This is a genomic window from Sphaerisporangium sp. NPDC005289 (assembly GCF_040607455.1).
GTDB classification, from domain to species: domain Bacteria; phylum Actinomycetota; class Actinomycetes; order Streptosporangiales; family Streptosporangiaceae; genus Sphaerisporangium; species Sphaerisporangium rhizosphaerae.
In genome coordinates, this window is record NZ_JBEXGS010000001.1 from 252,458 (window position 1) to 276,354 (window position 23,897).

Annotated in this window: 27 protein-coding genes; 13 read left to right on the top strand and 14 right to left on the bottom strand. The window is 70.1% G+C overall.

What is annotated here, in order from left to right; translation table 11 throughout:
- The first annotated feature begins 7 nt into the window (after positions 1 to 7).
- Genes ABZT47_RS00875 through ABZT47_RS00895 form a run of 5 tightly spaced genes read left to right on the top strand, consistent with a single transcriptional unit; the run spans position 8 to position 4,550 of the window.
- Positions 8 to 994, top strand: a complete 987-nt coding sequence (locus ABZT47_RS00875; protein WP_354834541.1) for a zinc-binding alcohol dehydrogenase — start codon at positions 8 to 10, stop codon at positions 992 to 994.
- 31 nt (positions 995 to 1,025) lie between these two features.
- A complete protein-coding gene (locus tag ABZT47_RS00880; protein WP_354834543.1) occupies positions 1,026 to 1,424 on the top strand; it encodes a 6-carboxytetrahydropterin synthase in 399 nt (132 codons plus the stop codon).
- Positions 1,421 to 2,548, top strand: a complete 1,128-nt coding sequence (locus ABZT47_RS00885) for a glycosyltransferase family 4 protein (RefSeq protein WP_354834545.1) — start codon at positions 1,421 to 1,423, stop codon at positions 2,546 to 2,548. The genes ABZT47_RS00880 and ABZT47_RS00885 overlap by 4 nt, the downstream gene beginning before the upstream one ends.
- Complete coding sequence (locus ABZT47_RS00890; RefSeq protein ID WP_354834548.1) at positions 2,545 to 3,504, top strand: class I SAM-dependent methyltransferase; 960 nt, start codon at positions 2,545 to 2,547, stop codon at positions 3,502 to 3,504. The genes ABZT47_RS00885 and ABZT47_RS00890 overlap by 4 nt, the downstream gene beginning before the upstream one ends.
- Positions 3,504 to 4,550, top strand: coding sequence for a lysylphosphatidylglycerol synthase transmembrane domain-containing protein (locus tag ABZT47_RS00895; protein ID WP_354834551.1), 1,047 nt, complete (start codon positions 3,504 to 3,506; stop codon positions 4,548 to 4,550). Before ABZT47_RS00890 ends, ABZT47_RS00895 begins: the two co-directional genes overlap by 1 nt.
- Here the strand turns inward: ABZT47_RS00895 and ABZT47_RS00900 are convergent.
- Positions 4,464 to 5,189 carry a creatininase family protein gene (locus ABZT47_RS00900; protein ID WP_354834553.1) on the bottom strand — a complete coding sequence of 242 codons (726 nt, stop codon included), beginning with the start codon at positions 5,187 to 5,189 and terminating at the stop codon, positions 4,464 to 4,466. The genes ABZT47_RS00895 and ABZT47_RS00900 overlap by 87 nt on opposite strands.
- Positions 5,190 to 5,273: 84 nt before the next feature.
- Between ABZT47_RS00900 and ABZT47_RS00905 the strand changes: the two genes are divergently transcribed.
- Both ABZT47_RS00905 and ABZT47_RS00910 read left to right on the top strand, forming a co-directional pair.
- Positions 5,274 to 5,927, top strand: coding sequence for a GTP cyclohydrolase II (locus ABZT47_RS00905; protein ID WP_354834556.1), 654 nt, complete (start codon positions 5,274 to 5,276; stop codon positions 5,925 to 5,927).
- A 1-nt stretch (position 5,928) separates the two neighbouring features.
- Entirely contained in the window at positions 5,929 to 6,723 is a 795-nt protein-coding gene (locus tag ABZT47_RS00910; RefSeq protein WP_354834559.1) for an inositol monophosphatase family protein, read from the top strand.
- 170 nt (positions 6,724 to 6,893) lie between these two features.
- On the opposite strand, the gene ABZT47_RS00915 is transcribed toward ABZT47_RS00910, so the two are convergent.
- Positions 6,894 to 7,127: a hypothetical protein gene (locus ABZT47_RS00915; RefSeq protein WP_354834562.1), complete on the bottom strand. Its 234-nt coding sequence runs from the start codon at positions 7,125 to 7,127 to the stop codon at positions 6,894 to 6,896.
- Positions 7,124 to 8,245 (bottom strand): XRE family transcriptional regulator, encoded by a 1,122-nt coding sequence (locus ABZT47_RS00920; RefSeq protein ID WP_354834564.1) that lies wholly within the window; start codon positions 8,243 to 8,245, stop codon positions 7,124 to 7,126. The genes ABZT47_RS00915 and ABZT47_RS00920 overlap by 4 nt, the downstream gene beginning before the upstream one ends.
- Before the next feature lie 387 nt (positions 8,246 to 8,632).
- Between ABZT47_RS00920 and ABZT47_RS00925 the strand changes: the two genes are divergently transcribed.
- On the top strand, positions 8,633 to 9,244 hold the full coding sequence (locus ABZT47_RS00925; protein WP_354834566.1) for a dihydrofolate reductase family protein: 612 nt from the start codon (positions 8,633 to 8,635) through the stop codon (positions 9,242 to 9,244).
- 101 nt (positions 9,245 to 9,345) lie between these two features.
- Positions 9,346 to 10,776 (top strand): serine hydrolase domain-containing protein, encoded by a 1,431-nt coding sequence (locus ABZT47_RS00930; RefSeq protein WP_354834569.1) that lies wholly within the window; start codon positions 9,346 to 9,348, stop codon positions 10,774 to 10,776.
- Positions 10,777 to 10,918: 142 nt separating this feature from the next.
- Here the strand turns inward: ABZT47_RS00930 and ABZT47_RS00935 are convergent, their stop codons facing one another.
- From ABZT47_RS00935 to ABZT47_RS00965, 7 genes are all read right to left on the bottom strand, one after another.
- Entirely contained in the window at positions 10,919 to 11,077 is a 159-nt protein-coding gene (locus ABZT47_RS00935) for a hypothetical protein (protein ID WP_354834572.1), read from the bottom strand.
- A gap of 331 nt (positions 11,078 to 11,408) precedes the next feature.
- Positions 11,409 to 12,326 (bottom strand): aminoglycoside phosphotransferase family protein, encoded by a 918-nt coding sequence (locus tag ABZT47_RS00940; protein WP_354834575.1) that lies wholly within the window; start codon positions 12,324 to 12,326, stop codon positions 11,409 to 11,411.
- A 26-nt stretch (positions 12,327 to 12,352) separates the two neighbouring features.
- Positions 12,353 to 12,538, bottom strand: coding sequence for an NAD(P)-binding domain-containing protein (locus ABZT47_RS00945; RefSeq protein ID WP_354834578.1), 186 nt, complete (start codon positions 12,536 to 12,538; stop codon positions 12,353 to 12,355).
- Positions 12,539 to 12,609: 71 nt separating this feature from the next.
- Positions 12,610 to 13,551, bottom strand: coding sequence for an SDR family oxidoreductase (locus ABZT47_RS00950; RefSeq protein ID WP_354834581.1), 942 nt, complete (start codon positions 13,549 to 13,551; stop codon positions 12,610 to 12,612).
- 52 nt (positions 13,552 to 13,603) lie between these two features.
- Positions 13,604 to 13,858 (bottom strand): hypothetical protein, encoded by a 255-nt coding sequence (locus ABZT47_RS00955; protein WP_354834584.1) that lies wholly within the window; start codon positions 13,856 to 13,858, stop codon positions 13,604 to 13,606.
- Positions 13,859 to 13,883: 25 nt separating this feature from the next.
- Positions 13,884 to 14,717: a CPBP family intramembrane glutamic endopeptidase gene (locus ABZT47_RS00960; RefSeq protein WP_354834586.1), complete on the bottom strand. Its 834-nt coding sequence runs from the start codon at positions 14,715 to 14,717 to the stop codon at positions 13,884 to 13,886.
- A gap of 59 nt (positions 14,718 to 14,776) precedes the next feature.
- Positions 14,777 to 15,400, bottom strand: coding sequence for an NAD(P)-binding domain-containing protein (locus ABZT47_RS00965; protein ID WP_354834589.1), 624 nt, complete (start codon positions 15,398 to 15,400; stop codon positions 14,777 to 14,779).
- Positions 15,401 to 15,549: 149 nt separating this feature from the next.
- Here ABZT47_RS00965 and ABZT47_RS00970 point away from each other — a divergent pair, with 149 nt between their 5' ends.
- The gene (locus tag ABZT47_RS00970; protein ID WP_354834592.1) at positions 15,550 to 16,020 is read left to right on the top strand and encodes a MarR family winged helix-turn-helix transcriptional regulator; all 471 of its coding nucleotides are present in this window, start codon (positions 15,550 to 15,552) and stop codon (positions 16,018 to 16,020) included.
- 713 nt (positions 16,021 to 16,733) lie between these two features.
- Positions 16,734 to 16,949, top strand: a complete 216-nt coding sequence (locus tag ABZT47_RS00975) for a hypothetical protein (protein WP_354834595.1) — start codon at positions 16,734 to 16,736, stop codon at positions 16,947 to 16,949.
- Between the two features lie 111 nt (positions 16,950 to 17,060).
- On the opposite strand, the gene ABZT47_RS00980 is transcribed toward ABZT47_RS00975, so the two are convergent.
- Positions 17,061 to 18,548, bottom strand: coding sequence for a hypothetical protein (locus ABZT47_RS00980; RefSeq protein WP_354834597.1), 1,488 nt, complete (start codon positions 18,546 to 18,548; stop codon positions 17,061 to 17,063).
- Positions 18,545 to 18,898 carry a hypothetical protein gene (locus tag ABZT47_RS00985; protein WP_354834600.1) on the bottom strand — a complete coding sequence of 118 codons (354 nt, stop codon included), beginning with the start codon at positions 18,896 to 18,898 and terminating at the stop codon, positions 18,545 to 18,547. The genes ABZT47_RS00980 and ABZT47_RS00985 overlap by 4 nt, the downstream gene beginning before the upstream one ends.
- Positions 18,899 to 19,207: 309 nt before the next feature.
- Between ABZT47_RS00985 and ABZT47_RS00990 the strand changes: the two genes are divergently transcribed.
- Complete coding sequence (locus tag ABZT47_RS00990) at positions 19,208 to 19,771, top strand: hypothetical protein (protein ID WP_354834603.1); 564 nt, start codon at positions 19,208 to 19,210, stop codon at positions 19,769 to 19,771.
- Between the two features lie 430 nt (positions 19,772 to 20,201).
- A complete protein-coding gene (locus ABZT47_RS00995) occupies positions 20,202 to 22,076 on the top strand; it encodes an N-6 DNA methylase (protein ID WP_354835434.1) in 1,875 nt (624 codons plus the stop codon).
- 163 nt (positions 22,077 to 22,239) lie between these two features.
- On the opposite strand, the gene ABZT47_RS01000 is transcribed toward ABZT47_RS00995, so the two are convergent.
- Positions 22,240 to 22,827, bottom strand: a complete 588-nt coding sequence (locus ABZT47_RS01000) for a hypothetical protein (protein WP_354834605.1) — start codon at positions 22,825 to 22,827, stop codon at positions 22,240 to 22,242.
- A gap of 216 nt (positions 22,828 to 23,043) precedes the next feature.
- Entirely contained in the window at positions 23,044 to 23,844 is an 801-nt protein-coding gene (locus ABZT47_RS01005) for an AfsR/SARP family transcriptional regulator (RefSeq protein WP_354834608.1), read from the bottom strand.
- Positions 23,845 to 23,897: the final 53 nt, after the last annotated feature.

The window sequence follows — 23,897 nt, forward strand, 5'->3', positions numbered from 1 at the left end:
GAGGCCGATGCGGCTCAATTCAGATGCTTTCTGGCTCAGATCTCCCGGTGAAGGGGAGATCCGCCCGGTATCGGTGCCGCGCCCCGGCGCCGGTGAGGTGCTGGTTCGCACGCTCTATTCCGGCGTGAGCCGGGGCACGGAGAGCCTCGTCTTCCGCGGCGGTGTGCCCGAGAGCCAGCACCGGCTGATGCGGGCGCCGTTCCAGGAGGGCGATTTCCCCGGGCCGGTCAAGTACGGCTACCTCAACGTGGGAGTGGTCGAGGAGGGGCCACCGGCCTTGCGGGGCCGTACCGTTTTCTGCCTGTATCCGCACCAGACCCGCTATGTCGTCCCGGCCGACGCGGTGACCGTGGTGCCGGAGGAGGTGCCGCCGGCGCGGGCGGTGCTGGCCGGCACCGTTGAGACCGCGGTGAACGCGCTGTGGGACGCGGCGCCGCTCATCGGCGACCGGGTCGCCGTCGTCGGGGCGGGCATGGTCGGCTGCTCCGTGGCCAGACTGCTCGCCGGGTTCCCCGGCGTGCAGGTGCAACTGGTCGATGTGGACCCGGCGCGGGCGGCCGTCGCCGAGGCGCTCGGCTTCCGCTTCGTGACCCCCGAGCAGGCCGCCGGGGAGTGCGACATCGTCGTGCACGCCAGCGCCACCGAGGCGGGTCTCGCGCGGTCGTTGCAGCTTGTGGCGGCCGAGGGCACGGTGATCGAGCTGAGCTGGTACGGCGACCGGCGGGTGAGCGTGCCGCTCGGCGAGGCCTTCCACTCCGGGCGCCTGACCATCCGCGGCAGCCAGGTGGGGTCCATCTCCCCCGCCCGGCGTTCCCGGCGGACCTACGCCGACCGGCTGTCGCTGGCTCTGCGTTTCCTCGCCGACCCCGCGTACGACGCGTTGGTCACCGGCGAATGCGCCTTCACGGACCTGCCCGAGGTGATGGCCCGCATCGCTAGTGGCAATCTGCCCGGATTGTGCCATCGAGTCGTGTATGGTCCGGCCGAGGACTGACGGGTAGCCGACCTCCTGGAGGATGAACTCATTGTTCAGTGTCACCGTTCGCGACCACATGATGGTCGCGCACAGCTTCCACGGCGAGGTCTTCGGCCCGGCTCGGCGGTTGCACGGCGCGACGTTCGTCGTGGACGCGACGTTCCGCCGGGCCGAGCTCGACGGCGACAACATCGTGGTCGACATCGCCCTGGCCACCGAGGAGCTCAAGGCCGTGCTCGGCGAGCTGACCTTCCGCAACCTGGACGACGAGCCGGCCTTCGCCGGGACCAACACCACGACCGAATTCCTCGCCAAGGTCATCGCCGACCGGCTCGCCGGCCGCGTGCGCGAGGGCCGCCTGGGCGAGGGGGCACACGGGCTGGCCGGGATCACCGTCACCCTGCACGAGTCGCACGTCGCCTGGGCGAGCTACGAGCGCGCGCTTTGAGCTCGCCCGTCGCCGCGTCCACCAGCACGGCAGCGCGCTCGGTGCACGTCTTCCTCCCCGGTGACGTGGACGACGCGACCGTGCCCAGCGGCGGCAACACCTATGACCGGCGCGTGTGCCACGGCCTGACCGCCGAGGGCTGGCGGGTCCACGAGGTCGCCGTCGGCGGCGACTGGCCCTCACCCGGCGCGGACGCCCGGACGGAGCTGGGACGCGCGCTCGCCGCGCTCGCCGACGGCGCCGTGGTGCTGATGGACGGGCTGGTGGCGTGCGGCGTCCCCGAGGTCGTCCTCCCGCAGGTGCGCCGGTTGCGCCTGGCGGTGCTGGTCCACCTGCCGCTGGCCGCCGAGACCGGCATCGCGCCCGCGGCGGCCGGGGAGCTCGACGCGAGCGAGCGGACGACGCTGCGCGCGGCCACCGCGGTGGTGGCGACCAGCCCGTGGGCCGGGCGCACACTGATCCGCCACCACGGCCTCGACCCGCATCGGGTCCACGTCGCCCCGCCCGGCGCCGACCCCGCGCCGCTCGCGCCCGGCACCGACGGCGCGTCCCGGCTCCTCTGTGTGGCCGCGCTCACCCCGCGCAAGGGACAGGACCTGCTCCTGCGGGCTCTCGGGACGCTGACCGGCCTGCCGTGGAGCTGCGACCTCGTCGGGACCCTGAACCGCCGGCCCGAGTACGTCACACACCTCCGGGAGCTGATCGCTTCGCTCGGCCTCGAGGATCGGGTACGGCTCGTCGGCCCGCGCACCGGCGAGGCGCTCGACGCGAGCTACGCCGCCGCGGACCTGGTGGTGCTGGCCTCGCGCGGTGAGACGTACGGCATGGTGGTGACCGAGGCGCTGGCCCGCGGGATCCCCGTGCTGGCGACGGCCGTGGACGCGGTGCCGGAAACCCTGGGCCACGCCCCCGACGGCGGCGTCCCGGGAGTGCTGACGCCCCCGGAGGACCCGGCGGCGCTCGCGGACGCGCTGCGCCGCTGGCTCGGCGCGCCCGCGCTGAGACAACGGATCAAGAGGGCGGCTCGTGACAGACGTGACGTGCTCGACAGGTGGGACGTGACCTCACGACGCCTGGCGGAGGTGCTGGAACGGCTCCGGCGACAGCCCCTGACGGCCGCATGAACGCGCCCCGGTACAGCCCGCGATGGCTGGCACTGCGCGAAGAGGCCGATGCCTCGGCCCGCGCGACCGGCCTGCTCGACCCGCTGCGCGCCTGGCTGGCGGACTCGGGCACGAACGCGGGCTCCGCTACGAGCGCGGGCTCGGGTACGAGCGCGGACTCGAGCACGAACGCGGACTCGAGCACGAACGCGGACTCGGGCTCCGGCGCGGGCGCGGGTTCGTCGGTCGGCCCGCTGGTCGTCCGTGATCTGGGCTGCGGGACCGGCGCCATGGGGCGCTGGCTGGCCCCCCGGCTGCCCGGCCCGCAGCACTGGATCCTGCACGACCGCGACCCCGCCCTGCTCGCGCTCGCCGCCGGTGGCGTCAGCGGCCCGGCCTGCGACGGCGGCCCGGTCACGGTGGAGGCCGAGCGGGGTGACCTCACCCGGCTCCGTGCCGGCGAGCTCGCCGGCACCTCCCTGGTGACCGCCTCCGCGTTGCTTGACCTGCTCACCGCCGACGAGGTGGACGGCCTCGCCGAAGCCTGCACCGAAGCTCGGCGCCCCGCGTTGCTGACCCTTTCCGTGGTGGGCCGGGTCGAGCTGGACCCGGCCGACCCGCTCGACGCCGACGTCGCCGCCGCCTTCGACGCCCACCAGCGCCGGGTCACCGACGGCCGCCGCCTGCTCGGCCCCGACGCCTCCGCCGTCGCCACGGCGGCCTTCACGCGACGGGGCGCCACGGTGCTCAGCCTGCCCAGTCCATGGCGGCTCGGCCCCGACCAGCGGGCGCTGACCGCGGAATGGTTGCGCGGCTGGGTCGGCGCCGCCTGCGAGCAGCGGCCGGACCTCGCGCCAGAGGGCCGCGCCTATCTCGCGCGCAGGCTCGATGAGTGCGCGGCCGGCACGTTGCGCGTCGTGGTCGGGCACGCCGACCTGCTCGCGCTCCCGGCACCCGCGAACGGTGAACTCCCTTGATGAGACGGATGTGGCCCTGGCTGCGCATGATCATCGCGGTGGTCATCCTGCTCGTGCTGGTGTGGCGGCTCGGCACCGGCGCGTTCGCCGACGGGCTCCGGCTCATCGACGGCCCGGCGGTGCTGGCCGCGCTGACGATCGGACTGCTCACCACCGTGTTCAGCGTCTGGCGGTGGCGCCTGCTGGCGCATCGGCTCGGCCTGCCGTTGCCGGTGCTCACGGCCGTCGCGGACTACTACCGGGCCCTGTTCCTCAACGCGGTGCTCCCGGCCGGTGTGCTCGGCGACGCGCACCGCGCGCTCCGTCATGGCCGGTACGCCGGCGACGTCGGCCGCGGCGTCCGCGCCGTGGTGCTGGAGCGGACCGCCGGCCAGGTGGTCCTCATCGGCGCCGGCGTGACCGCGCTGCTGGTGGAGCCCTCGCTGGCCGCGACCATGGCCCACGCCATCCTGCCCGGTCTCGGGGTCACGGCCGCCCTGCTCGGCGCGCTCGCCGTCGTAGGGGGGCTCGCGGCATGGGCCTGGCGCGGGAGGGACATTCCGCGATGGCGCCGCGCGGTCACGACCGCGCTGACGGACGCGCGCCGCGGCCTGCTGGCCCGGGACGCCTGGCCAGGAGTGCTGGGACTGTCCGCCCTGATACTGCTCGGGTACGTCGCGATGTTCGTCGTCGCGGCGCGCACCGCGGGCTCGGCCGCGCCGATCGGACGACTCCTCCCCTTGGCCCTGCTGGCGCTGCTCGTGATGGCTCTGCCGGTCAACGTCGGCGGCTTCGGGCCACGCGAGGCGTTCTCCGCTCTGGCGTTCGGCGCCGTCGGGCTCGGCGCCCAGCAGGGGCTCACCACCGCGGTGGTGTACGGGGTGCTCGCCTTCGTCGCGAGCCTGCCGGGCGCCGTGGTGCTGCTGCTGCGTCGCGGCACCGGATCGGCCGGCCGCCCGCCGGCCGGGCAGACGCCGAAGCTAGGCGCCGAGGACGGCGAGGTAGCCGCCGAACGACTCGACCAGGCTCGCGAGAACGGCCTTTCCCTTGCCCGCCGAAGCCAATGACGGCCTGCCGATGACCCCCGACTCCGTGTACGCCGCCATGCCGAGGGTGAGCAGATGCTGACGATCGTCCGCCAGCCGGTCGCCGGTTTCATAACCGGGCCTGACCAGCCGCGGATGAGCGTGCAGCAGGATGGAGGTCTCCAGCTCCCCCGCGTGCATGTCGCTCCAGGCGGAGGTCTCCAGACCCGCCGCGGCCCACGCCGCCTCCCAGTCGGCGGCGCCCGGGAACACCGCCATCCGCTGCCCGGACCCGGCGGCCTCCTGGACGACGTTGCCCAGCACGTAGTTTCCGCCATGGCCGTTGACCAGCACGAGCCTGGTGATGCCCGACCGCTGGAGCGAGCCCGCCATGTCGCGGACCACGGCGTACAGCGTCGCGGCGGAGATGCTGACCGTTCCCGGCCAGGCGGCGTTCTCGTGCTCGTGGGAACAGGAGACGGTGACCGGCGGCAGGAGCAGCACCGGATGGGCGGCCGCGAGCTCACCGGCGATCGTGCACGCGACGATCGTGTCGGTGGCCAGCGGGAGATAGGGCCCATGCTGCTCGAAGCTGCCGATGGGCAGCAGCGCCACCTCGGCGCCCCGATCCCGTATCTCGGTGGTGGTGGCCAGCGGCAGAAGGTACGCGGAGTCGTCCATAGGCCGCCAGCCTGCGCCACCGATCGCGATCTCACAACAGCCGGAGCCGCCGAATGTCGGCCGTCGAGAAACGAGGAGAGAGAAATGCCTGACCTCAGCATCTCGGGCGAGGACGTCGCCGAGGCCGATCTGGTGACCCGCCGGGGCACCTTCCGCTCGGTCGCGTTCCGGGACCCGATCGACGGGCACGAACATCTCGCCCTCGTTTACGGTGAGACGAGGATGCGGGAGAACGTCCTGGTCCGGGTGCATTCGGAATGCGTGACGGGCGACATCTTCGACGCGATGCGGTGCGAGTGCGGTGACCAGCTCAACGCCGCACTCGACGCGATCGTCCAGGCCGGAAGCGGGGTCCTTGTGTACCTGCGCGGGCACGAGGGCCGCGGCATCGGCCTGGTCGCCAAGGTGCGCACCCACGTCTTGCAGGACGACGACGGCCTGGACACCGTCGACTCGGCCACCGCGCTCGACCTGCCGGTCGACACCCGGGACTTCGGCCCCGCGGCCCGGGTGCTGAAGTACCTGGAGGTCCGGTCGATCCGGTTGATGTCCAACAACTCCGACAAGATCCACGCCCTCGAGTCGCACGGGATCGTGGTGGCGGCCCGGGTTCCGCTGCTCGTGCAGGCCAACGACCACAACCTTCGCTACCTGATAGCCAAACGCGACCGGCTCGGACACCACCTGCCGCACCTCGACGCGTTCCCGCACGGCCGGCTCGGCACCGCCGGTGCCTGACATGACCGACCACCTCGAACTGCTGCCCATCGCCAGGGAAGCCGTGGCGACGGCGCACCGGATCATCCGGTCCCGGATGCCGCTTTCGGTCATGGCGAAGGGCGAGCGCGACATGGTGACCGACGTCGACCTCGCCGTCGAGGACGCGGTGCGCGGCTTCCTGGCCCGCGAGACCCCGGAGATCGGGATCGTCGGCGAAGAACGCGGACGTACCGGCTCTGACGGCGACGCGTTGTGGTGGGCCCTGGACCCGGTGGACGGCACGGCGAACTTCGCCCGCGGCATCCCGCTGTGCGCGGTCTCCCTGGCGCTGGTCAAGGGCGTGAACAGCGTGCTGGCCGCGATCGACCTGCCGTTCCTCGGCGTCCGCTACACCGCCGCCGCCGGCCACGGGGCGTACCTGGGAGACCAGCGCATCCGCGCCTCGGAGACGCGGGACCTGTCCGAGGCGATGATCTCGATCGGCGACTTCGCCGTCGGCCCGGACGCGGAGACGAAGAACCGCGTCCGGATGACCCTGCTCGCCCGGCTCGGCGGGCAGGCGCAGCGCATCCGGATGATCGGCACCGCGGCGATCGACCTGGCCTGGGTGGCGGAGGGCAGACTCGACGCGTCCATCATCCTGGCCAACCAGCCCTGGGACACGATGGCGGGCGTCCTCCTCGTCCGCGAGGCCGGCGGCCTGGTCCTCGACCAGGACGACACCCCCCACACCGCCACCTCAGCCGCCACCATCGCCCTCTCCCCCGCCCTCCGCACCCCCATCATGACCGCCCTCCGCCACGCCCAGCAGTAGCGGAGCCCGCCCCGCCCCGAAAACGCGAAGGCCGGGCACCCGATATCCCTCGGTGGTCCCGGCCTCACTTCCGCACTCCCAAAGGCGCGGCACTGTCTGCGACACTACAGTCCGCGATCGGCGATCCGCAGGCATTTCCGAATAGCCACCGGCGCTCCGAGATGCCCCGCTCATTCGTATTCGATATGCCTTTCCTCCTGCGCCCATCGCCTGAAGCCACCAGGACCGAAGGGGAGGAAATACTCACCCGAAATCAGATCATCGGCAAGCGCCTCCACGATCCGCACAGTCAGCTGACCTTCTCTGATCGCACTGCATTGAACGCCCAACCACCCATTCAATGCGAAATGCCGTAGCGGACCGGTATCGAAGAACAACGCGTCCGACATTGGTGTCGGTGTCACGATACGAACTTCCAGATCTCGTCTTCCCTGCGCACCCGGCGCGCGGGCAGATCGGATTCGGTGGAGGTGCCGTGGAGTAGCTCAAGCGCACGTTCCTGACTGATCCGTTCGTCGCGAGTCGCGCACAGGACCGCCTTCTGATAGAAGACGGGCAGACTTGTACCTTCAAGGTCGGCTGCGACGATCAGCCCGAGTTCCACGATATCGGCACGAGTCGTGGCGACACCTCGGACCAGTGCGGCGCCTTCCCCGTCAAGAAGACCCGGCTCCTCCAGCCTTCTGGCGAGTGTCGCCATGTCGACCCGGAACCTGCCGGCAAGTAGCACGGCGGCTTCACGAAGCTCACGCGTCTCGCACTCAGCCCACGCGGCGCGCACTCCGCACTCGGGCGACAGCCGCGACCGCGCGAACCTGTCCAGGCGCGTCTCAAGGTCACCGCTCTGTCGGTCGGCGACTCTCCAGTCGACGGTGTACTCGTCAGCGATCAGGTAGTGACCCAACTCGTGAGCTGCTGCGAGACGACGGCGTCCCACCTCGTTATGGCTGTTCACCAGCGCGACCCCGCCACGACTGAGCAAGATCGTGCCTGCGTCGGCCGTATCGACTCCCAGGTCGGCGGAGAAGACCAGGAGACCGATCGTGGCGGCCTTCCCCACCAGGTCATGGATGGGTTCTGCGTCAGCGAGGCCGAGCATCGTCCGCGCGGCGATCGCGAGAGCGTCGGCGTCCGATGGCGTTCTGGGGTGGGGCGACGGCGCCAAGCCATCGTCAGGCAGCGCTAGTTCGTCAGGAGCCAGTCCATCCACGAACTCGACATCGGCGGCGATATTCGCCAAGAGTCTGTCGATCTTCGAGTCGGCCGTATCCAGCCCCTGGCCAGAGCGATGAGAGACGAGCGCTGGAATGGGCTCCATGAAGAAGGAGGCCATGCTCACGCCAAGGGACGCCGCGATGTCCGACAGCTCAAGCGCGCTGACCTTACGGACTCCACATTCGATCTTGTTCACCGCCGTTCGCTCAAGGCCCACGAGTTGAGCGAGTTCGCCCTGTTTCAAGTCGGCCCGCTCGCGCGCCTCCCGGACTCTGGCACCAAGCGTCTTCTCGTCGACCTCAGCCATGTGTGCGATTTCGCACACATGGAGGCCAGAGGCATGCATGCGGTCACAACAGTTGCCTCCGATCAAGCTACTCGGCCGGACGCGAGTGCCCACGTGTCCATGCTCCCCCGCATCCAGTTCAGCCCTGGGCGACCTATGCGCCGTCCCTGCGCCCTCACGACAACTCCTTTCGCAATCGAACGACCACAGAAGGTAATGACGATTACACCCGTCGCGCTGAGGCGGCAAGCCGTTCCGGCCGAACGACCAGAGATCGACCCGCTGACCGGTTCGGCCGACCTGCGACAGGTGTGACCGGGAACCGGCCCGGTCGAGCGGCGTGGAACTGGACCTTACGGCTGAACCGGATCCCGCCCTACGGTCAGGGACGAGCGAAAGGCGGGCCTCATGACGAACGTCGTGCTGAACATGAGTGTGTCGGTGGACGGCTTCAGCGCCGGACCCGATGTGACCGCCGAGCACCCCATGGGCAAAGGCGGCGAGCGGCTCCACGAGTGGCTGTTCACCAGCGGTTCGGATCGGGCCACGGCCGCCGGCGGCACATCACCGAATGGAGTGGACGCCCAGGTCGAACAGGAGATTCTCGCGTCGACCGGAGCCGTTGTGCTGGGCAGGCGCACGTTCGACGTGGGAGTGGAACTGTGGGGGGACACCCCGTTCCCCGTGCCCTGCTTCGTGCTCAGCCATCAGGCCCGCGAACAGTTGATCATGAGAAGCGCGGCGTTCACCTTCGTCACCGACGGCATCGAAAGCGCGCTCCGGCAGGCCCGGGCGGCGGCGCGCGACAGATGCGTACTCATCATGGGTGGGGCGAGCACCGCGCAGCAGTTCGTGCGGGCCGGACTCGTGGACGAGATCCAGATCCAGTTGGTACCCGTGCTGCTCGGTTCGGGCACCCGGCTCTTCGACCACCTGGGCACCGATCACATCGAGCTGGAACGGGAGAGGTCGCTGGAGTCACCGAACGTGACGCATCTGCGATTCCACGTCGCAAAGTAGGCGGCCGGCCCAAGCCCGCTCGGAGCCTCCCAGTCGCAGGCGATCGTCCTGGCCCTATAATATCCCGCGCCACGATCGGGCGGTTTTGTTACGGTTTCCGGATGCCTCCTCAGCGTGTCCTGCTGCCGCGATCGACGCCGGCCGCGTCGGGGGTGTCGTCCCGCGGGGTCGCCGCGCTGCTGGACCGGCTCGAAGAGCGATCCGTCGAGTGTCACTCCATCATGGTCCTGCGCCGCGGCCACGTCGTCGCCGAAGGCTGGTGGGCGCCGTACTCGGCCGGACGCCCGCACCTGCTCTACTCGCTGACCAAGTCGTTCACCGCGATCGCCGTGGGCCTGGCGATCGACGACGGGCTGCTCTCGCTGGACGATCGGGTGGTGGAGGTGTTGCCCGACCACGTGCCGGCCGGCATCTCGGAGCAGGGACGCCGCCTCACCGTTCACCACCTGCTGTCCATGACGACCGGACACCCTGCGGACAGCCTTGCCGAGGCCTGGCGACTCGAACCGGGCGACCTGGTGAAGGGATTCCTGCGCGTGGCGTTTCCCGAGCCCGGTGGAACGCGGCACGCTTACGACAATGCGACCACCTTCGTCCTGGCCCGGATGGTGGAACGGGTCACCGGCCGCGACCTGCCGGAACTGCTCGACGAGCGCCTCTTCACCCCGATGGGCATCGACCACGCCGAATGGGACCGGGTGGCGAGCGGTGCCGCCTTCGGCTTCCACGGACTGCACCTCACCACCGAGGCCGTCGCCGCCTTCGGGGAACTGCTGCTGCGCGGAGGCCTCTGGGGCGACCGGCGGCTCGTCTCCCGCGAATGGGTGGAACTCGCGACCAGACGGCACATCGACACCCTTCCCGCTGAGGACGGATCGGGGGACGCCGACTACCTGCGCGGCTACGGCTACCAGTTCTGGATGTCGCGTCACGGCTACCACGGTGACGGCTCCTTCGGCCAGTTGTGCGTGGTCGTCCCGTCGCACGGTCTCGTGGTCGCCGTGACCGGCGCCCACAGGCAGGCGCAGGTGATCCTCGACGCGATATGGGAATGCCTGCTGCCCGGCCTGGACCGGGCGAGAAACACCCGGGACGACGAGTTCCTCGCCGACCGGCTGCGGCGGCTGTCCCTCGCGCCGGTGCCCGGTTCGGCCGCCCCAGAGCGTTCCGTCAAGGCGGGCATCGACGCCTCCGCCGAGGGCTCGGCGCTGTCCGGCGGAACCACGGTGACCGTCGAACCCACGGACGGTGGGTGGCTCGTGCGGTTCGGCTCGTCGCTCGACATCGAGGCCGGTCACGGTGAATGGCGGGAGAGTTCACCGCTCGGCCGCCCCGTCGTCGCGGCCAGCGCCTGGCAGGGCACCACATTCGTCGCCGACCTCTACGTCATCACCACTCCGCACCGGGTTCGGCTGGTGGTCGACGCCGACGCGGGAACAGCGATCGCCACATGGAACATCGTGCCCCTGACCGGCCCCGACCTGGCGCTGCACCTGCGGTCACCCCTCATGACCCGGCCCGATGTCGCATAGGGAGGTCAGCTGAAGTGGTCTCGATCTCCTGCGCCGACGTCTCCCACGACGCTACAGCCCCGACCTCATCGATGATCGACGTTGGCGCTGACGAACGAGCCGGCCGACCCGGGCTTTCAGGTCGGGGTCAACGGTAAGGGCTTCAGGCGGCCAGTTCGGTGCGTAGGTGGTCGCGGAACTCGCGGACGGCGATGGTGTCGGCGTAGGGGGCGAGGTTCTGGTCGAAGCTCTTGAGGAAGTCGACAGTGCGGGGAGAGGTGAGGGCCCTGGTCGTGATGGCCGGGCGCGCAAGGCGGTCCAACCGGCCATCCAGCTCATGCCCGCCGCTGCGCTCATCAGTTCGGCGCCGACCTTGTCGTCGTAGCGGCCGTGGAGCAGCGGGGTGACGTTGCCGTTGAGGTAGCGCAGGACCACGGGGCGGACCAGGCCGGCGCCGAACTGGTGGTCCAGCTGGCCGAACGCCTGCCGGGCCTCGTTGATGCGCTGCACGTCGGCCATGCCGACCGCCCGGGCGGAACCGGCGTGCGCGGTCGAGGCGGCCGGGGTGTCGTAGGTCCAGGAGGTCAGCACTCATCGAGCTCAACCCGCGTTCCCCCGCCGAGGTCGGCACCAGCGGGCCGGGAGGCGTCGCATCAACGGTGGGCCGTCGCGATGATGCGTCGCAAGGCGGCGTGGGCGGGCGGGCCCCAGGTGGGCTTGCCGCCGGGGCGGCCGTGGACGCCGGCGTCTCCGATGAGGACGCAAGCCACCGCGCGTCCCACCGCCCACCCGCGGGCGCGGCGCACGGTCGCGGCGTCCGGGGCCGGCCGGTAGGCGCCGAAGAAGCGGTCGGCCGTGCCGTCCGGCAGCAGGTTCCACGCGGCGGCGAGGTCGCAGGCCGGGTCACCGGCGAACAGGTCGCCGAAGTCCACCACGCCGCAGATGGCGCCGTCCGAGGTGAGGACGTTGGCCGGATGCAGGTCGCCGTGGACCCACAGGGCCGGGCCGTCCCAGTCGGGCGCGGCGGCGGCGTCGTCCCAGACCGCGCGGACGGCGTCCGGGTCGGGGATCAGCCCCCGCTCGGTGGCCTCGGCGAGTTGCCTGGCGAAACCCCCGGTGTGTCCGGCCAGCGGCCCTCCGCGGGCCAGGCTGCCGGGCGCCTGCTCGGGGGCGGGCTGGTGGAGAGCCGTCAGGAAGGCGGCCAGGACGTCGGCCGCTTCCGCCGCTCGCGTGACGGGGGCACGGTCGGCGGGCTCCCCCGGGACCCAGGTGGTGACGATCCAGGGGCGCGGAAACCGCGCGGAGGGCTCACCGAGGCGCTGCGGGACGGGCACCGGCAGAGGGAGGCGCGGGGCGAGACCGGGCACCCAGGTGTGCTCCTTGCGCAGCAGCGCGTCCGCCGACTCCGTCGCCCAGGGCAGCCGGACGGCGAGGTGGTCGCCGAGCCGCCACATCTGGTTGTCCCAGCCCCGGGCGCCGAGCCGCAGCGGGTGGCCGGCCAGGTCAGGGTGCTGGTCTCTCAGCAGATCCCGCACCAACTCCGCGGTGACCTCGATCTCGGTGTGAGTCATGCCGAGCAACAGTAACCAGATCGTGGTCACCGGCCGCCGCGGCCTCCCCCCGCTCGTCGCCGCGGACGCCCGCGGCCCCGGGTTCCGGTCGTGTCCGCGAGCGTTTCGGGACCGCGCGAGTTGCTGAGCACGACCTGGTGCCCGGCCGCGATGGCGAGCCGCGCGATGGTAGTGCCGATGTATCCGCTTCCGATGAATCCCACAGTCGTCATATTCTCAGCGTCCCTCCCAAGAGCCGTATCCTTGCGATTCGCCGGACTCGTTGCGATGGGGGTCCTTGCCGTCAGCCGGCGGGGAAGTAATGGCCGTTGTCCAAATCGGTGAGCAGGCTGGGCTGAGCGGGTTCCCAGCCGAGGGTCCGGCGGGTGATGAGGTTGGACGCCGGGTAGCTCTGCGTGACGATGTTCGCGAGGAACCCGAAGTATCCCGGCAGCATCAGTTCGTCCACGGGAACGCTCACGGCGGGCAGGCCCAGGCGGCTGCCAATGGCCTCGGCGATCTCCCGGAACGGGATGCCCCCGTCGTCGACCGCGTGCCAGTATTTGCCGGCCGGGCCCTTCTCCAGCGCCAAGCGGAACAAGGAGGCGACATCGCGGATGTGCACGGCGTTCCACAGGTTCGCGCCGTCTCCGGGATAGCCGATGAAGCCCTTTTCCTTCGCGAGCGCGATCAGCTGCACGAGGAAGCCGGCACGATCGGTCGTGCTGTGCGCGATGTTGGCAATCCGCACGACCGAAGACCGCACTCCCCGCTCGGCGAGGCCGACTACGGCGGTTTCCACGACGTTGCGAGCCCGCAGGGTGCCCTTGTACTCATCGCCGCCGGGAAGGGCTGGGTCCTCCTCGGTGGCCGTCCGGCCCAGGAGTCCCTGCCCGGGCGAGCCGATGCTCCCCGCCGCGACCAGCGGCTTTCCGGTTCCCGCGAGTGCCTTGCCGTAGGCGAGCATGATCGGGACCTCGGCGGCGGCCACGGCGTGGATCCCGCCGGACGGAAGCAGGTCTTGCCTGTGCGCGACGTGGATGACGCCGTCGGAGTCCGCAGCCGCTTCCTTGAGCCCGTCGAGATCATGGAGGTCGCCGCGGCGCACCTTCGCGCCGAGCGCGGACAGCGCCGCCGCGGCCGTGTCCGACCGGGCTAGGCCGGTGACCTCGTGCCCGGCGGCGATGAGTTCGGGGATGATGTACGAACCGGAATGGCCGGTCCCGCCAGTGACGAAAACGCGCACGCTACTGCTCCTTGTGATTGATGGGGCGCGAGAAGTGGTGGTGCGGGCGCGCTCAGGCAGAAGTGCTGACGCCGAGGGTGAAGTTGAGGCTTCCCGCGCCGTAGCGGCCCAGGCCCATCATCACCAGGCCCGTTCCCTCCAGCCGGCGCGCCATTCCCAGGGGGCCGGTGCCCATCGGCCGCAGCCCCAGGCTCTTGATGAATGCCGACACAGTCGCCTTGGCCTCGGCGTCGTCGCCGGCGATGAGCACGTCCAGGGGGTTGCCCTGCGCCGGCATGTGACCGAAGACGGTGTTGACGGCCTTCATGACGTGCGCGCCGGCGGGGGTTCGATCACCTGGCGAGCCTGGCGGCCACGTCCGCGCGGGCCGAGCGACGGACGGGGACCACGTGACCACGCCGGTGTGCCAGCCACATGAACACGACGGTGGCCACCACGCCGAACACCACGGCGTACACACTGCCCTCCGGTCCGAAGTCGCCGCCCGTGACCAGCGCGGGACCCGACATCGTCGCGTCCAGCAGGCCCTGCGGGGTGTTGCTGCCGGACACCTTGGTGCTGAAGATGGCGCTCGCGGCAATGTTCCAGCCGAAGTGCAGACCGATCGGCACCCACAGCTTGCGGGTGGCGATGTACGCGGCGGTCAGCATCCCGCCTGCCTCGATGGCGATGGCGATGGCGCCCCACAGGGCGGCGTTCGCGTTGAGCAGGTGGATCAGGCCGAACAGCGAGCCGGTCAGCACGAGCGCGATCCAGGTTCCGGTCCAGTGCTCGACGTTGCGGAACAGGACACCGCGGAAGACCAGCTCCTCGGTCACGGCGGCACCCGCCATGATGCCGAGCAGGCTGACGGCACTCGCCGGCGTGCCCAGGCCGTTGATCGTGTAGTCGCCTAAGAAGGTGATGTTCGCGATGACCGCCCCGAACAGCGCGATGCCGAGCAGCGTGCCCCAGCTGATCCCCGCGCCTGCTCCCTTCAGCGACACCTCGGCGGGGGCCCGGTGCTCGGTGCGCCGCACCACCCAGCCGTAGACCAGGACCGCGACGACGGCCGTCAGCAGTCCGGCGACGAGCGCCAGCCAGGGGTTGTCCTTCACCGCCGCCGTGCCCAGACTCCCGAGGATCCAGACCGCCACAACAGCCAAGAGCTGCCATGTCAGACGCACGATGACTCCTTCGTGAGAATCCGCGGCGGGAGCGCCGCGGGCTACTTGCGGGGGTGCGCTCAGCCGGGGAGGTCGACGCCGAGGGCGATGTCGAAGGTCCCCGCGCCGTTGCGGGCCAGGCCCATCAGCAGCGGCCCGACCCCTTCCAGCCAGCGGGCCATCTCCAGGCCGCCGACATCGAGCGGGCGCAGTCCGAGGCTCTCGATGAACGCCGACACGTCGGCCTTGGCCCGCGCGTCATCTCCGGCGAAGAAGACGTCCAACGGACGTCCCTGGGCCAGTACGTGGCCGAAGACCGTGTTGAACGCCTTCACGACGTGCGCGCTCGCCGGGACTGCCTTGGCGATCTCCTGCGCACCGGACGTGCCTTCAGGGATGACGAGCCCGGTGGCGTCGGCGTTGAACGTGTTGGAGATGTCGATGATGAACTTGCCGGCCAGTGCATCTCCGTACTGGGCGACGACCGGCAGGGCGCTGGCGTATGGCACGGCCAGGACGACGATGTCGCCAACCGGGACGGCGCCGAATGTCCCGACCGTGGCCCCGCCGCCGAGCGCGGCGGCCAGGTCCTTGGCCTTGGCCGCGTCGCGGCCGATGAGCTCGACGGCGTGGCCGCCCTCGACCGCGCGGGCGCCAATGGCGCGGCCCATACCCCCCAGGCCGATAATGCTGATGCCGCTCATGGAGTGCCTGCTTTCTGGAGCTGGATAAGACGCCATGCCCACCCGTCGTTGTCAACGGCTGTGGCATCGACTCCCCCATTGGTTAACGTGTGAACCAAAATGTACGTGGCAGTTGGTTACCATGTCAACCAGACGGTAAAGTGACGTGCGTGACCGAGCCGCGGTGGTTGGACGAGCGAGAACAGCAGGCCTGGCGCAGCTTGATGAAGATGCAGGACGGGCTGTCGGAGTTCATCGAGCGGCAGTTGCGCAACCGGTGCGGGCTGTCCGGCGCTGACTACCAGGTCCTGGCCCATCTCTCTGAGGCGCCCGAAGGCCGGCTGAGGTCGTTCGAGCTCGGCCAGTTGTTGCGTTGGGAGAAGAGCCGCCTGTCGCAGCACCTGGGCCGGATGCAAAATCGTGGCCTGGTGTCCCGCGAGCGGTGCCTCGCCGACCAACGGGGGGCGGTGGTCGCCATCACTCCCCAGGGCAGCGACCTGATCAAGATCGCGGCTCCTCAGCACGTGGCCGACGTCCGCGACGTGCTCATTGATCATCTCACTGCGACCGAGATGGCGATGCTCGTCACCATCGGCGACAAAGTCGCCGAACGGCTGGCGGCGCTGGAACACAAGCACTGACACCCGATCCCGGACCTCATCGCTCACGAACTGCGTGCGTGTCAGACCGCCGCCTACAGAATCCGCGGGCGCCGGCACAGCTGTTCGCGATGTACGACCCACGGCTACGACCCGCTCAACGCCTGACCAGATCAGCGACATGCCCTTGGAAGGCGCGGCTCACGGGTGCGGGGCTGAGCTGGACGACGCCCACCCGCGCGGATCTCACCAACGCGACACACCCGTGACGCCGCTGAGGTCGAGCGTCACCCGTGCCCGCGATGCACCGTCACTGGACGCCGCCGCCCGCAGGGGTGACCACGGCGGACGACCCGCCGTCATCACCGACGACATGCTGCACACCGTGCCGCGCCGCAGCGCCGCCGGCGAGTCCGTCGAGACCATCCGAGGCGTGGCGGCTCACGGTATCCGGCGTGGTCGCGCCGCCGTCTCGGGGATGTCGGTGCGAGGGGGGCTTCGGGGGCTCTGGTCAGGTGTTCGCGGACAGGTCGGGGAGGAAGGGCCGGCCTGCACGTCACCGTCGTCTCCCGCGCCGGCTCCCTGAGCCGCCGCCGTCCCCGACGTCAACGGCAGCGTTCTGTACAACGGTTACGGCAGCAAGGGCATCGCCGGGCTGCAGAGCAAGGCGGACGGCGCCTGGACGGCCACCTTTCAAGCCGCTCTCCGGCTCCCGATGCTGGTGCGCGGCCACCTCTCGCGGCACCGGTGACCAGGTGCTCAAGCTCACCCCCACCCATGGGCTGCGCACCATGCGCGCCACGCACGATGGAGAATCCAATTTCATCGTGTACGGGTACTCGCGTATCGGCTCCTACCCTGAGCTTCTTGTCAACGAGATCGGCGGCTACAAGGGCAAGGTGCTGCCGCCCGCCGGTACCCGGCTGGTCACCGTCAAGGCCGACGGCGCCTGGACCCTGGTCCGCCGCTGACTTCCCGCCCAGAGCCGCGGGTCTCGGCCGTCCGCCCCGGGCCCGCGGCGACCTGCTTCTCGAGGGTGGGGAGTCCCGTCCGCCGCGGAAGCCGCAGTCCGGCGCGCCGGTTCAGAAGAGGCGGGTGAGGGTGACGTCCTCTCCGACGATCTTCTGGGCGAGGAGGAGTTCCACCTCGGAGGCGTCCGCGGGGCTGGGGCCGACGATCACGTCGGCCGCCGCGAACAGGGAGTGCAGCCCGTCCGCGCCCTCCCTGCTGATGCAGGGCACGCCCGCCGGCTCGGCGTCGGTGTAGACCACCTTGGCGATCGACCGGCCGCCGGAGTCCTCGAACCCGTGAGCCACCGCCCACCCGTGGTCGGCGGACGTGCCCATGTCCAGCGCCGAGTTGCCGAGGAAGGTCACCCTGAGCTGCGGCGCCACCCAGCGCCCGGCGTCGCGCAGGTAGCCGGACGGCGACAGATAGGCCCAAGGATCGCCGAGAAAGGCGTCCACCATGAGGCGCCGGGCGTGGACGAACTCCTGGTAGCCGTCGAGGAATCCGGTCACCCAGTCGACGAGGCCGGGCTGCACGCGGTCGGTGGACGCGCGGAACGACGCGAGGGAACGCTCGTCGCGGTCCAGGGATTCGCGGAGCGCGTCGAGGGCCGGCGGCTGCCCGGTCCACTCGTCCCACCGGGCGAACGCGCGCGCCGTGTCCCCGTCCCCGAAGAACGCGCGGGGACCGGCCGCGCGCATCGCCTTGGTGAGCAGCGCGAACCGGATCAGAGGATCGGCCTGGTCCTGCGCCGCGACCGGGTCGCCCAGCAGCACCCAGCCGGTGAACATCGCCATGAGATCGGACATCGGGGACGCACCGGCGAAGGCGAAGGCGTTGCCCAGGTATCGCAGGGCCACGCCGTACCGGTTGCCGGCCGCCGTCATGAGGGCCAGGAAGCGCTGCGCGACGTCCTGTCCGAGGGAGTCGGACGCGTCCTGCGCCTGGACGAGGAACGCCGAGGCCTCCTTCAGGTGCGCCGCCGTGAAGCCGCTCCCCGCCAGAGGAGTCTCGACGAGCCTGGCGCGGTACCCCTCGCACACGGTGATGAGATGCGCCAGGCTGGTCGCATCCGTCGGCATGACGTTCGTCTTCGTGTAGATGGAGTAGTCGGGCTTGTCGGGCAGATACGGCAGATCCATCGGTAACCGGAGCGGCACTCCCATGTCGGCGAGCATGGCCGCCCAGTCCTCGCGCTCACCCGGCGCCATGCGGCACCACGTGGTGATCGGCACGGGCAAGGCGTCCGCGCGGTCCCAGATGCCGTTCTCGCGCAGGTTGACGAGTAGCTGGATCACGTTCAGGCCCAGTACCACGCGCGTGCGCATGTGCCGTGCCCCTGCCGGAGAGAGCAGGAAGTCATGGAAGTGCCGCATCTCGTGGGAGAGCACGGACGTGCTCGCGACGGCGTCCAGGAAGGCCCGATCGTCCAGCTCGGACAGCCGCTCCGGCACGTCGGGCCCGAGCGCGTAACGCCGCAACCGGTCCCACCTTTCGGCCGAACCCGCCGTGAGCGCGATGCCGGGGAATCTCGGGTCGAAGTCGCCAAAGGCCGTGCTCACGGCTCGACCATTCCCGTCACCAGCCGGAACGCCGCCTTGATCTCGTCCTCGGTCAGGTCGCTCTTCGCCTCGATCGTCACCTTGCGCAGGGGTCCCTCGAAGACCAGTTTCTGGGTCTTGCCCGACCGCATGCGCTCCCAGAGCCGGGTGATGATCGGCCCCTCGATGAACAGCGCCGAGACTAGAGCGACGACCGACTCCACCGTGCCGAGGTCCAGAGCCAGCCGTCCCGGGTCGGCCACGGGCGCCCGGTCGACCACGGTCTCCCCCGCACCGGTCAGCTCTTCGGCCAGAAACGACGCGGTCTCCTCATCGGCCAGAATCCGAACCCTGCGCTTCGACCCGCTCATGCCCACCATCCATTGTCGTGTCGCTGGATTATCGCGCCCACATCCTGCCGTGGCGCGGGTAGCCGCCGGAAGCTCAGTGACGCAGGGGCAAGTCACCGGGCATAGGCAGGTCGATTTCGGATGGAATGACCTGTGGGTGTTCATTGACAGTGGCGGCTCGTCCCAACTTCCCGAAGCCTCGCCCTCCTTCCGAGGGACGTCGAGAGCACCGCATCACCACCCAGTAAGGCGGGCGGGTGTGCGCCACGTCCGCTCCGGCCTCGCAGCAAGGCGAAGTCATCTAACGCCGAGTGACAGTATCTTTACTCTGTGCTTACCGCCTACATTGACGAGAGCCTTCGTCGCCGCCCCAATGACTGGAATGTCTATGCGATGGCAGCGGTGCTCGTGGAGTGCGCCCACCATGAGCAGGTCCGGGCGGCCCTGGAGTCCCTCCGTCTGGGCAAAAGCCAACGTCTGCACTGGCGGGACGAATCCGCCAAGCGGCAACTCACCATCGCCGAACGGCTGGCGGAGTTGCCCATCAGCGGCATCGTCACGGTGTGCCTCTACAGCAGGGGGGTCAGGACGGAGCGCGCCCGCCGGCGATGCCTGGAAAGGCTGCTCCCAGAAGTCGAGCGAGCGGGGGCCGCGACGGCGTCCATTGAAAGCCGCTCCCCCGAACAAGATCACCTTGACCGAGGACTCTTGACCGGACTTCGCGCGACCGGCGTTGTTGCCAAGAGTCTGACGGTCACATGGCAGCCCTCCGTCAGCGAGCCGCTTCTCTGGGCGGCGGATGCCATCGTCAGCGCTACGACCTGGTGGCTGGACGGTCGGACCCGTTGCTATGACGTGCTTTCCGAACGCATCCACATGATCTGCCTGGAATGACCCCTGACAGCGCGAAGGCCGGACGCCCGATTCCATCGGGAGGCCCGGCCTCACTTCCACACCCCAGAGGGTGTGGCACTTCCCAGTGTGCCTCACTCGAGGTGATCAGGCAAGCGCACAGTGTCCCCATCGGGCAGCCGTGCCGCGCATGGCCTGAGAGCGTGCCTGCGGGCGGCGGCCACTCTCACCCGTGCGGCGTGCGGCGAGTGCGGCGGAAGCCGTCGCGACGAAGTGGTGTGGTGGGGTTTTCACCGAGGTCAATGAAACCGCTGTGGCCGAGAGCCCGGCACTTCTGGTCCTGTCCTTAGGACTCGCGGTCAATGGGCAAGCCCGTGAGGCGTGAATGGGTTACACGTGTTCTCGACCCGTAACCCTGTAGTGCGAGGGTCTTGGGCTACGTTGGCTTCCACACAGGGAGACCGGCGTGCCGATGCGCCGGGTGCGGAAGACCGGGAGGACGGCGATCAGCGGGGACGAGGCGACGATCACCTCGGCCGACATCGCGCGGATGGCGGGTGTCGGCCGGGCGGCCGTGAGCAACTGGCGGCGGCGGTACGAGGACTTCCCCGAGCCGGTCGGCGGGACGGCGACCAGCCCGACCTTCTCCCTCAAGGCCGTCGAGACGTGGCTGCTCGGCCAGGGCAAGGTCGAGGAACTGCCACTGCGCGAGCGGGTCTGGCAGCACATCAGGATGGCGGCCGACGACCTGCGCCTTGGAGAGGTGGTCGCCGAGGCGACCGAGCTGCTGCATGGCCGAGGAAAGGCGCGGCTGGTTCCGCGGCCCGCCTGGAAGCTGATCAAGCAGTACGCCGAGGAGCAGGGCGCCGCGGAGGTGATCCGGTTTCTGGTCGACCGCTTCGCCGACGTCCAGTCACGGCGGCTGGCCGAGACGCCCGCCGAGGTGGCCGCCTTCATGGCGGACCTGGCCGGCCCCGACGTCAGAACCGTCCTCGACCCGGCCTGCGGCCTCGGGACGCTCCTGGCCGTGGTGACCCAGGCCCATCGGGCACACGGGCAGGAGTACGAAGAGCCGCTCGCCCGGCTGGCGCAGGCGCGCCTGGCCCTGTCCGAGGTGGACGGCAGCGTGAAGACCGGTGACTCTCTTCGCCAGGACGCCTGGCCGGGCCTCGTCGTGGACGCGGTGGTGTGCCATCCGCCGTTCAACGAGCGCAACTGGGGCTACGAGGAGTTGGCGAGCGACCCGCGCTGGGAGTACGGCCTGCCGCCCAAGTCGGAGTCCGAACTGGCCTGGGCGCAGCACGCGCTCGCCCATCTGCGCCCCGGAGGTGTCGCGGTGCTGCTCATGCCGGAGATCGCCGCGAACCGGCGATCCGGCCGCCGCATTCGCAGCAACCTGCTCCGCCGCGGCGCCGTCCAGGCGGTGATCGCCCTCCCACCCAAGATCGCCCCCGGCACCGGCCTGCCCGTGCACGTCTGGGTGCTGCGCAAGCCCGCCGGCGATGACCGAACACCTTCACGCGTGCTGATGGCGATGGCCGAGCCTTCCACGTTCGACGTGATCGCGGACCGGTGGCGGGAGTTCTGCCGCGACCCGGAACAGGCGATCGACGTGCCCGGCGAGAGCCGCACCGTCCCGATCATCGACCTGGTCGACGAGGACGTCGACATCAGCCCGGCGCGGCATGTCGGCCTCGCCGACGGGCAACCGGGCGACTACCTCGCGATCCGGGCCGACTTTCTGGACCGGCTGGAACGCCTCGCGGCGCTGGTGCCCCAGGCGGTTCCCGGCCACGCGCGCGAGATGCCGATGGTCGCGCTGTCCGAGCTCGAACGCACCGGCGCTCTGTCCATCCTCCAGTCCGGCCGCTACGACGCCGAGGGCTCCGGTCATCTGGTGCTCGAAGGCGGCCAGGTCTTCACCGGCGGGCAGCCGATGACGCGCGCACACCCGGACGACCGGGTCATGATCCAGCCGGGTGACGTGGTGGTCGCGAGCCGCGACCGGGAGATCGCGACCAGGGTGGCAGAGGTGCCGGGGCTCCTCCTCGGCCCGCGTCTCACGCTGCTGAGACCCCACCCTGATCGCCTGGACTCCTACTTCCTCGCCGGGTTCATCCGCACGTTGTCGACCGGCGGCGGTGCCACGCAGTCAGGCGTCAGCCGCTTCGACCCCCGTCGCGCCCACGTCCCCCGGCTTCCCCTAGATGACCAGCACCGGTACGGCCACCTCTGGCGCGACCTGTTCCTCTTCGAGGCCGAGCTGCGTGCGACCGGCGAACACGGTTTCATGACGGCGTCATCTCTCGCCATGGGCCTCATCACTGGAACGCTGAATCCTCCGTGAGCTCAGCATCGTCATGTGGTCACGTACGGAGAACTCCGGTTCAGAGATGGCCGGATGTGGTCGGTCTCAATCGGCACGACTCTGACCGCAGTGGATCCCGGCCGCCAGATGGCGGCCGGGATCATGTTGCGAACCGATCACTATGCCTTGTTGCGCGAGCCGCTCAGCAGCTGATGTCTACCGCGTCGACGATGTTGTTGTAGGCGGAGGGGAGATTGCCCGCCGTCCAGGGAAATATGCTGCCCATGTAGGTCCAGGTACCGGTCCAGTTGTACAGGTCAAGGTAGCTCGCACTGTTGTTGTCGACAGACGTGAGACGATCGTTGATCACAGGGTTGAACTGGCTCGTGCTGCCGAAGTTCCACCAGCCACAACCGGGCGCCCGCCACAAGAACGCGGCGCCGTTCGAGCCGTCGTAGTAGCTGGAGCGATACTTGGGGCTGCCATAGGCGCCACCGGCGAGGGATGCGATTCCTGCCTTGGGGGCGCCCCCCTGCTCGCTCGTCGCTCCTCCCGAGTTGGTGAGCTCGATGCGCACTCGATGCGCGGGAGGCTCGGGGAGATCGGCCGACGAGTCCGCCCGCGCCGTAGTGGGACCGGGGCCGATCACCGTCGGACCAGGGCCGATCACCGTCGGACCAGGGCCGATGTCGGTGCTGGAGTCGGCCATCGCCTGGCTCGGGCCGGTGGCGGCCACGATCACGGTGACGATGCCGGCCAGGAGTCCGGCCATGATTTTTGATCTGGACATGCCTCTCCTCTGTATCTGTGGCTGTATCGCTCGGCGGCGGAAAAGTGCCTGCGAGAGTTTCGCGAATCCCGTTGCCTCGCCAAGGCCACTGATGCGATGTCGTGAGCACCGCTCGGCGCCTGAACGGTGACCGCTGTCCTGGACAGGATGACGACCACGGCTTGACGCGGACTTGCCACGACCGCTGCTCATCCCGGCGGCTCGCCGCGAGCGGGATCAGGCGCCCAGAGCGTGAGAGCGTGAAGGCGCGAGGTGGAGGGAGTCGTCCGCGCGGATCATCCGGTCGTGCAGGTCCTGGAGTTCTCTCGTCGGATCGAGGCCCAGTTCCCGCCCGAACCGCCGGCGGGCCGTCCGGTACGCCGCCAGCGCGTCCGGCTGACGGCCGTCGCGGTACAACGCGAGCATGTACGCCCGGATCAGTGCCTCCCTGAAAGGATGGCGCCGCACCAGGTCGGCGAGCTCCGGGAGGAGTTCGCGATGCCGGCCGCACTCCAGTTCGGCGTCGACCCACGACTCGGTCGCCGACAACCGAAGCTCCTCAAGGCCGGTGCCCACCCGGTCCCGCAGCCGGTCCGTAGCGGCATCGGCGAGCAACGGCCCACGCCAGTACGACAGCGCGCCCCTCAGCAGCCGAGACCGCTCTTTGGGGCCCGCCGCACGACGGGACCGTCCCACCAGGTCCTGGAATCGATGGACGTCCACCGCGTTGAAGTGGGTCTCGGCCAGGTATCCGTCACCCCGGCGCAGCAGGCGGAACCCCCGGCAACCGGTCCGGTCGGGATCGAGCGTCCCCCGGAGTCTGGCGACGTGACTGTGCAGGCTCCCCCGGGCCAGCTCCGGCGGCTCGCCGTCCCAGAGCAGCTCCAGCAGCCGGTCCACCGGCACGACCCGCCCCGCCTCCAGCAGCAGCAGGCCCAGCAGGCAGCGTTGCGCGCGCCGGCGCAGAGCGATCGGGCCGTCGTCGCCCCACACCTCGACCGGACCCAGTAATCGGAAGTACCAACCCCCGTGATGCATGATCTCCCTCTCTCGTACGTGTCCGAAGCACGTCCCCGTGACCATGAGGCCCC

Bases quoted from the DNA above. Each gene is read 5' to 3' on its own strand.
- ABZT47_RS00875 (WP_354834541.1), top strand. From the start codon at position 8: ATGCGGCTCAATTCAGATGCTTTCTGGCTCAGATCTCCCGGTGAAGGG.
- ABZT47_RS00890 (WP_354834548.1), top strand. From the start codon at position 2,545: ATGAACGCGCCCCGGTACAGCCCGCGATGGCTGGCACTGCGCGAAGAG.
- ABZT47_RS00895 (WP_354834551.1), top strand. From the start codon at position 3,504: ATGAGACGGATGTGGCCCTGGCTGCGCATGATCATCGCGGTGGTCATC.
- ABZT47_RS00900 (WP_354834553.1), bottom strand. From the start codon at position 5,189: ATGGACGACTCCGCGTACCTTCTGCCGCTGGCCACCACCACCGAGATA.
- ABZT47_RS00905 (WP_354834556.1), top strand. From the start codon at position 5,274: ATGCCTGACCTCAGCATCTCGGGCGAGGACGTCGCCGAGGCCGATCTG.
- ABZT47_RS00910 (WP_354834559.1), top strand. From the start codon at position 5,929: ATGACCGACCACCTCGAACTGCTGCCCATCGCCAGGGAAGCCGTGGCG.
- ABZT47_RS00920 (WP_354834564.1), bottom strand. From the start codon at position 8,245: ATGGCTGAGGTCGACGAGAAGACGCTTGGTGCCAGAGTCCGGGAGGCG.
- ABZT47_RS00925 (WP_354834566.1), top strand. From the start codon at position 8,633: ATGACGAACGTCGTGCTGAACATGAGTGTGTCGGTGGACGGCTTCAGC.
- ABZT47_RS00930 (WP_354834569.1), top strand. From the start codon at position 9,346: ATGCCTCCTCAGCGTGTCCTGCTGCCGCGATCGACGCCGGCCGCGTCG.
- ABZT47_RS00940 (WP_354834575.1), bottom strand. From the start codon at position 12,326: ATGACTCACACCGAGATCGAGGTCACCGCGGAGTTGGTGCGGGATCTG.
- ABZT47_RS00945 (WP_354834578.1), bottom strand. From the start codon at position 12,538: ATGACGACTGTGGGATTCATCGGAAGCGGATACATCGGCACTACCATC.
- ABZT47_RS00955 (WP_354834584.1), bottom strand. From the start codon at position 13,858: ATGAAGGCCGTCAACACCGTCTTCGGTCACATGCCGGCGCAGGGCAAC.
- ABZT47_RS00965 (WP_354834589.1), bottom strand. From the start codon at position 15,400: ATGAGCGGCATCAGCATTATCGGCCTGGGGGGTATGGGCCGCGCCATT.
- ABZT47_RS00985 (WP_354834600.1), bottom strand. From the start codon at position 18,898: ATGAGCGGGTCGAAGCGCAGGGTTCGGATTCTGGCCGATGAGGAGACC.
- ABZT47_RS00995 (WP_354835434.1), top strand. From the start codon at position 20,202: ATGCGCCGGGTGCGGAAGACCGGGAGGACGGCGATCAGCGGGGACGAG.
- ABZT47_RS01000 (WP_354834605.1), bottom strand. From the start codon at position 22,827: ATGTCCAGATCAAAAATCATGGCCGGACTCCTGGCCGGCATCGTCACC.
- ABZT47_RS01005 (WP_354834608.1), bottom strand. From the start codon at position 23,844: ATGCATCACGGGGGTTGGTACTTCCGATTACTGGGTCCGGTCGAGGTG.